A 3,375-nucleotide genomic window follows, 5' to 3' on the forward strand; every position below is an offset into this window, starting at 1 on the left:
CTTTCTTTTTACACAATTATATGGACTTTATCCATGTTAAATCAAAACCCATTACTGTCATAAAGACAGTGTTTTTTTTGTTTATTTTTAAATCATACTTTACAGGTCGGAATTGTAGGGTTATAATAATATTAATCTAAAAACGACTTAAGGTTGTTGAAATCAAGGGTAAAGATTTTGTATAACTAAAGGAGTGTTTCTGATGAGAAATAAAGATGAAAAAAAACGACAAAAACTTATTAATAAATTAATTTTCGTAAATGTTTATAATAAAGAAGATCAACAGCTTGATAAATTGTCCCTATCGAAATTAGAATACGAGTATAGAAGATTTAAATTACAATCACATCCGCATGGGGAGTTTGGGTCTATTCAGTGGGTATAAATGATATAAGGAAAAAGATGCAGGTATTTCAGCAGCCTGCATCTTTTTTATTTTTATCGGGAGATGATTAGATTACTTTTGCGCAAGAACCTGATATAGGCGCTCAAGGGCTTTGTTTAAATACCGATAGTAGGTGGATAGGGATAGATTTGTTTTCTTAGCAACGAGTTCATGTGGGCGAATTCGCCTGTATAAAAGCATATTTTCTCCTGGCCTAAACGGCCGGAAGAACCGTCCCCCCGGTTTTATTTTTTATAAATATGGTAAAATTGAGCAAGTTAAAAGAGTAGGATATTAGGTTTTATTTGTAACTCCAATGTAATCAGCCAGGAGGATTAATGGAATGAAATATATACAAGACAATTTGTTTCCTGAAGGTTTTTTATGGGGTGGTGCAACTGCAGCTAACCAAATTGAGGGTGGATTTAATGAAGGGAATAAGGGCTTAAATATTGCCGATGTTCTGCCGGGGGGGAAAGAGCGCCTTAACATATTAATGTCTGCTGGTTTTGACTTTGAAATTAATCATGAGAAATACACGTATCCCAATCATGAGGCCATTGATTTTTACCATCGTTATAAAGAAGATATTGCTTTGTTTGCGGAAATGGGCTTTAAAGTATTTCGGATGTCGATTGCTTGGACACGAATTTTTCCAAATGGCGATGAGGTGGAACCAAACGAAGAAGGTTTGGCCTTTTACGACCGGGTTTTTGATGAACTATTAAAGTATGGAATTGAGCCAGTAGTGACGATTTCTCACTATGAAATGCCGCTTCACCTGGTGAAAGAATATGGCGGCTGGCGGAATCGCCAGGTTGTTGCCTTCTTTGAGAAATATTCCACTATTATTCTTAAGCGGTATAAGAATAAAGTGAAATATTGGATGACCTTTAACGAAATCAACGGTGCCTTGAAGATGCCAATAATGAGTATGGGATTTTCTCCAAAAACAAAGGACAATCGCTACCATGAGACATTCCAAGCTTTCCATCATCAATTTGTTGCTAGTGCTATAGCAGTAAAATCCTGTAAGGAAATTATACCTGGTGCGAAAATCGGCTGCATGATTCTGTTTGCACCTGTGTACTCTTACGATTGTAATCCGGAAAACATTATGTATGCCTTAAAAGAAGAGGAATTATTTAATTATTTCTGTGGAGATGTTCAAGTACGCGGTGAGTATCCTGCATTCATTAAGCGCTTTTTTAAAGAGGCAAACATCAATTTAGAGATACAGGATGGTGATTTGGACATCATCAAAGAGGGGACAGTCGACTATATTGGCTTAAGTTATTACATGTCCCGCACCGATAAAAAAGAAAAGAATGAAGAAGAAAAGGCACAAGGTAATATTGTAGGAGGAGTGAAAAACCCATTCTTAAAGGCCAGTGATTGGGGCTGGGAAATCGATCCGGTTGGGTTACGCATCAGTTTAAACAAGCTTTATGGAAGATACCAGGTTCCATTGTTTGTTGTTGAGAATGGTTTAGGTGCGTATGACAAACTAGAGGAGGATGGTTCCATCAATGATGACTACAGGATTGATTACCTCCGCGAACATGTGAGGGCTATGGGGGAGGCAATTGAAGATGGAGTAGAACTGATGGGTTATACAAGCTGGGGATGTATTGACCTTGTGAGTATGTCAACGGGTGAAATGTCCAAGCGTTATGGATTTATCTATGTTGATAAGAATGATGACGGAAGTGGAACACTGGAACGAAGAAGGAAACAATCATTCCATTGGTATAAAAAAGTGATTGAAAGTAATGGAGAGATATTATAAGTTCCTGTCAAATGATATTTATAGAACTAAACCAAGCTATTCCATGTGGATAGATTGGTTTAGTTATTTTTATGTGAAGAGGCTTAATTTTTATATAAAAGGAAGTCGCAGACTTGAATGTTCTTAATAAAGAACTTATAATTAATATGAATTGTTAATAAATGGAGGTGGGATTATAGATGAAACATCGTGAGGTCGTTATTTATGCACGTACATATGACCAAGAGAATTGTGAAGGTAAATTGGTTCGAGGTGGAGAAATTCATATTCTTAGTAAGAAACAGACAATTTCTGATGAAAATGGGGTATCTAACGGTCACAAGGTGGCTCAATTAGAAGTACCATTTGAAGTGGCTCAGCGGATTATTGGACAAGTACCAGCTGTCTGTGAGGTCGATTATGAAATTACTGCAGAGAATAAAGCGCTTGTATTGCTCCCGAAAAATGTTCAAGTAATTAAAGAAATTGAGAGTTTAAATATAGAAGAGGAAATAGAAAGATTGGCAGAAGATTCTATTAGCGCATTTTGATGTTAAATTAATAATGTATATCCAGGTATACCAAAGCATGTCTGACTAGATATGCTTTTTTTTCAGCACTAGATAGAGTTACTCACGAAAAAAAGACCTTATTATAAGGTCAACGCAGACTTCTTTAGAAAATCCTTAATGTCATCATAAGGAATTCCTAATCTTCGTGCTTCTAAAATCAATTCTAACCATTCTTTATCAAGCTCTTTTTCATCAAGGTAAGCTGTTCCCATTTTATTTATGGTTCCTCCTAAATAACATTCATTAAAATAAACTAACCATATCAGTTTCTAAAAAATGTGTTTTATTGCACATGCAGGGATATTAAACACTGCTATTAAGGCTTGATGCGCATTTTTTACAGGTTACCTTGCCTAATTCAACGAACTTAATTTGCTTCAGTGTTTTCCTTTTAATAACCAAATCGGAATGATACTGCAGACCACATTCACATGAATTCATATCTCTTACAATATGGATCTTTTTTTTCTGCTCAATTAGAGGATATATCATTATTTCACGCCTTCATTCGAGAAGTTCTTGATTGAGAACCATTATTAATCTAATTGTAAGTCAATTGTTAGAATTTGTAAATGTTTTTTTGCCGCGGGGACGGTTCTCCTGGTCAAAAAGGACCAGGAGAATGATGTGACCCCCGGAAGTTAGAGTTT

At 35.9% G+C, this 3,375-nt stretch carries 4 protein-coding genes; 3 read left to right on the forward strand and 1 reads right to left on the reverse strand.

The genetic code is table 11. The features are described from left to right. Positions 1 to 202 precede the first annotated feature (202 nt). The 3 genes from H0184_RS27455 to H0184_RS27465 all read left to right on the forward strand — a co-directional run bounded on the left by H0184_RS27455 (position 203) and on the right by H0184_RS27465 (position 2,704). On the forward strand, positions 203 to 385 hold the full coding sequence (locus tag H0184_RS27455; protein WP_221831212.1) for a Fur-regulated basic protein FbpA: 183 nt from the start codon (positions 203 to 205) through the stop codon (positions 383 to 385). A gap of 343 nt (positions 386 to 728) precedes the next feature. Continuing rightward, the gene (locus H0184_RS27460) at positions 729 to 2,174 is read left to right on the forward strand and encodes a glycoside hydrolase family 1 protein (protein ID WP_221831214.1); all 1,446 of its coding nucleotides are present in this window, start codon (positions 729 to 731) and stop codon (positions 2,172 to 2,174) included. A 179-nt stretch (positions 2,175 to 2,353) separates the two neighbouring features. Beyond that, positions 2,354 to 2,704, forward strand: coding sequence for a hypothetical protein (locus H0184_RS27465; RefSeq protein ID WP_221831231.1), 351 nt, complete (start codon positions 2,354 to 2,356; stop codon positions 2,702 to 2,704). Positions 2,705 to 2,805: 101 nt separating this feature from the next. On the opposite strand, the gene H0184_RS27470 is transcribed toward H0184_RS27465, so the two are convergent. Beyond that, positions 2,806 to 2,937, reverse strand: coding sequence for an anti-repressor SinI family protein (locus H0184_RS27470; protein ID WP_221831233.1), 132 nt, complete (start codon positions 2,935 to 2,937; stop codon positions 2,806 to 2,808). Positions 2,938 to 3,375: the final 438 nt, after the last annotated feature.

Origin of the sequence: Neobacillus niacini, assembly GCF_019749295.1 — a bacterium.
GTDB lineage: Bacteria > Bacillota > Bacilli > Bacillales > Cytobacillaceae > Neobacillus > Neobacillus niacini_D.